The organism is Corallococcus sp. AB049A, assembly GCF_003668885.1.
GTDB lineage: Bacteria > Myxococcota > Myxococcia > Myxococcales > Myxococcaceae > Corallococcus > Corallococcus interemptor.
This window is the reverse complement of sequence record NZ_RAWL01000624.1, coordinates 1-3,646: the sequence shown is the minus strand read 5'-3', so window position 1 is coordinate 3,646 and position 3,646 is coordinate 1. Positions and strand designations below refer to the sequence as shown.

The 3,646-nt window shown below is 72.8% G+C and carries 3 protein-coding genes; 2 read left to right on the top strand and 1 reads right to left on the bottom strand.

Annotation, left to right across the window (positions count from 1 at the left end; genetic code table 11):
* Nucleotides 1-158, bottom strand: a 158-nt coding sequence (locus D7X55_RS37345) for a VOC family protein (RefSeq protein ID WP_199747314.1), incomplete at its 3' end; no start/stop codon positions are given.
* Between the two features lie 164 nt (nt 159-322).
* Here D7X55_RS37345 and hemL point away from each other — a divergent pair.
* Complete coding sequence (gene hemL, locus D7X55_RS37340; RefSeq protein WP_121725520.1) at nt 323-1,618, top strand: glutamate-1-semialdehyde 2,1-aminomutase; 1,296 nt, start codon at nt 323-325, stop codon at nt 1,616-1,618.
* Nucleotides 1,602-3,646: serine/threonine-protein kinase (locus tag D7X55_RS44290; RefSeq protein WP_199747313.1), on the top strand; the 2,045-nt coding region annotated here is incomplete at its 3' end. The genes hemL and D7X55_RS44290, both read left to right, overlap by 17 nt.

Genomic DNA, 3,646 nt, shown 5'->3' with positions numbered 1-3,646 from the left:
GGGTGGGTGTCCTCGGGGCCGTAGCCCACGAAGGCGAGGGTGAACTTGCCGTCCGGGTAGTCCTGGCGGCGCAGCAGGGTCATGCCGAGCACGCGGGTGTAGAAGTCGAGCGACTTCTCCAGGTCGCCGACACGGAGCATGGTGTGGAGGATGCGCATGCGGTGGCTATAACCGCCCGCGTCCATCGGGTGAAGCCACGTGTGAAGCCCCTGGAGGGGGTGCCCTCCGCCGGCCGGGCAGGCGTCCGCTCGGGGGGGAAGGCGACACCGGAGGGCCACTCGGGGCAGGGACGGGCGTAAAGGCGCGTGTTATGGAACCGGCCATGAAACACGCTCAAAGCCAGGCCCTCTTCGCCCGTGCGCAGGCGCGCATCCCGGGTGGCGTGAACTCTCCGGTGCGCGCCTTCCGTGGCGTGGGAGGCGACCCCGTCTTCTTCAAGGAGGGCTCCGGCGCGTGGCTCACCGACGTGGACGGCAACCGCTACGTGGACCTCGTGGGCAGCTGGGGCCCGCTCATCCTGGGCCACGCGTACCCGCCCATCATCGAGGCCATCCTGGAGGCCGCCCGTCGCGGCACGACGTTCGGTGCGCCCGTCGCCTCCGAGGTGGAGTTCGCGGAGCTGCTCTGTGCCACCGTGCCGTCCGTGGAGAAGGTGCGCCTGGTCTCCTCCGGCACCGAGGCCACCGTGGCCGCCATCCGCGTGGCGCGCGGCTTCACCGGCCGCGAGTACATCCTCAAGTTCGAGGGCTGCTTCCACGGCGCGGGTGACCCGTTCCTCGTGAAGGCGGGCAGCGGCGTGGAGACGCTGGGCCTGCCGGACTCGCCGGGCGTGCCGGCCGCGCTGGCGTCGCTCACGCTCACCGCGCCCTTCAACGACCTGGAGGCCGTGGAGCGCATCTTCAACGAGAAGGGCAGGGACATCGCCTGCGCCATCATCGAGCCCGTGGTGGGCAACATGGGCGTGCTGGTGCCGCGCCCCGGCTACCTCGAAGGGCTGCAGAAGCTCTGCCAGAAGCACGGCGTGCTCTTCGTGCTGGATGAGGTGATGACGGGCTTCCGGCTCGCTCGCGGCGGCGCGCAGGAGCTGTACGGGCTCAAGCCGGACCTGACCACCATGGCCAAGGTGGTGGGCGGTGGCATGCCGCTGGGCGCGTACGGCGGCCGGCGCGACATCATGGCGAAGGTGGCGCCAGAGGGGCCGGTGTACCAGTCCGGCACGCTGTCCGGGAACCCGGTGGCGGTGGCGGCGGGCATGGCGTGCGTGAAGGCGCTGGCGGCGCCGGGCACGTACCAGCGGCTGGAGCACCTGGGCCTGCTGCTGGAGGAGGGCTTCCGCGCGGAGGCGAAGGCGGCGGGCGTGCCGGTGACGGTGAACCGCGTGGGCAGCATGCTCACGGTGTTCTTCACGGCGGAGCCAGTGTTCGACTACGCGTCCGCGAAGAAGGCGGACACGGCGAAGTTCGGGCGCTTCTTCCACGCGATGCTGCAAGAAGGCGTGTACCTGCCGCCCAGCCAGTTCGAGGCGGCGTTCGTGTCGCTGGCCATCGGCGAGCCGGAGGTGGCGCACGTGCTCGCCGCGGCCCGCAAGGCGTTCCGCGCGCTTGGCGACGCCCGTTGAACCGGAGGCCCTGAGCGGGCCCGTGCGCTTTGGCCCCTACACCCTCGTGCGCCGCATTGGCGCCGGGGGGATGGGGGAGGTCTTCCTCGCGCGCGAGGAGGGCGTGGGGCGCGCGGTGGTGGTGAAGAAGGTGCTGCCGGGGCTGGTGGACAGCCGGCAGTTCGTGGGCCGCTTCCGCGACGAGGCCCGCGTGGTGGTGCGGCTGGCGCACCCGAACATCGCGCGCGTGTACGCGATGGGCGAGGTGGACGGGCAGCTGTTCCTCGCCATGGAGTACGTGCTGGGCAAGACGCTCAGCCGGCTCGCGTACCGCCTGCGGCAGCGTCAGCGGATGATGCCCCTGGGGCCGCTGCTCCAGATGGGCATCCGGCTGTGCGAGGGACTGGCGTACGCGCACGACGCGACGGATGAGGAAGGGCACCCGCTGCACCTGGTGCACCGCGACCTGTCTCCCGCGAACGTGTGCGTGAGCTACGCGGGCGAGGTGAAGATCATCGACTTTGGCGCGGCGCAGTCCACGCTGAAGGAGCAGCAGACGGCGCCGCGCGTGGTGATTGGCAACCTCACGTACATGGCGCCGGAGCAGGCCCGCAAGCGCACCGTGGACCGCAGGGCGGACCTGTACGCGGTGGGCGTGGTGCTGTGGGAGTTGTTCTCGTGGAAGCCGCTGTCGCAGCGGGGTGATCCGCTGGAGCGCTGGCGGCGCGCGGCCTATCCGCAGTGGGAGCCCGCGGGGCGCTACCGCCCGGACCTGCCGCGCGCGGTGGACGCGCTCCTGGCGCGAGCGCTGGCGTCCGAGCCGAACGACCGCTTCCCCACGGCGACGGCCATGGCGGAGGCGCTGGGCGCGCTGAAGGAGAAGCTGGCGCCCAACGTGACGGACCAGGACCTGGTGCGGCTGATGTCCGCGGCCTTCCCGCGCGAGAAGGTCATCGAGCAGCAGATGCTGGATGACCTGTTGCGCGAGCAGCCCGGGCGCACGAGCACGCGTCAGGAGTTCCCGTCCGTGCTCGCGCCTCCGGGTGCCGTGGAGGAGGCGGAGGCGCTTCGCGCGCAGGAGGACATCGCGACGGAGGCGATGGACGCGGCGAAGCTGCGGCAGGCGGAGCAGGCCAGCGCGGGACCGGAGACCGAGGCCCTGGACGCCGCGGCGCCGCAGCAGAGTGCTCGCGCGGACTCGGAGGCCGGGACGCAGAGCGCCGCGAAGCCGCTGTCGCCGGACGGCGCTCTCGCGGACCTGGAAGCCCTGACGCCGAGCTCCGTGAAGCCACTGCCGCCGGAGTACGCCGGCGTGGGCGAGCGGACCGAGGCGCTGGACGCGGCGAAGGTGGAGCAGGCCCTGCGCGCGGCGGCAGCGGCTCGGGGAGAGTCCGGCGAGGACCCGGGGCTCCCGCGCAAGGCGCCCCCGCCACGGCTGCACAACCTCGAAATCACCATGGATGCCTGGCTGCCAGGCATTGGCGCCGCGGAGCCCACCACGCCGGGGCTGCCTCCCCAGACTCCGGCGGGGTCCGCGCCCGAGGAGAACTGGACGCCCGGTCCGGGCGAGGACGAGCCCACCCCCCAGGAGGCTCCTGGCTCCTTGGAATCCAGGGCTGGCCCTGGCTCCGAGGACACCACCGACCCGGGCGAGCGCACCCCGGCGGAACAACCGTCCCGGCCGGATTGGAATCCGGACGCGGACGGGAAAGACTCCGCTCCACAGCTTCGAGCGTCTCACCGTGAGGGGCCCCCCCCGGCCCCGGAGGACTCACCGATGCAGAACCGCCCCTCGCGCCCGGGCTGGACTCCCGGCGCAGGCAGTGAGGACTCCACGACCAACGAGCGCCCCGCGCGCAAGAGCGCCACCGGCCTTCCCGCCGCCGGCAAGGGCGGCTGGACCCCGGGCTCCGGCGAGGACGACGCCACCGAGGGCGCCGCCCCGTCCCCCATCGCCGCGCGCCCCGACGACGCGGACGACGAGAGCACCGACGTCGACAAGCCCGGCCGCGCCAAGGCGAGCCCCGCGCCTCGCGCGCCGCAGTCCCG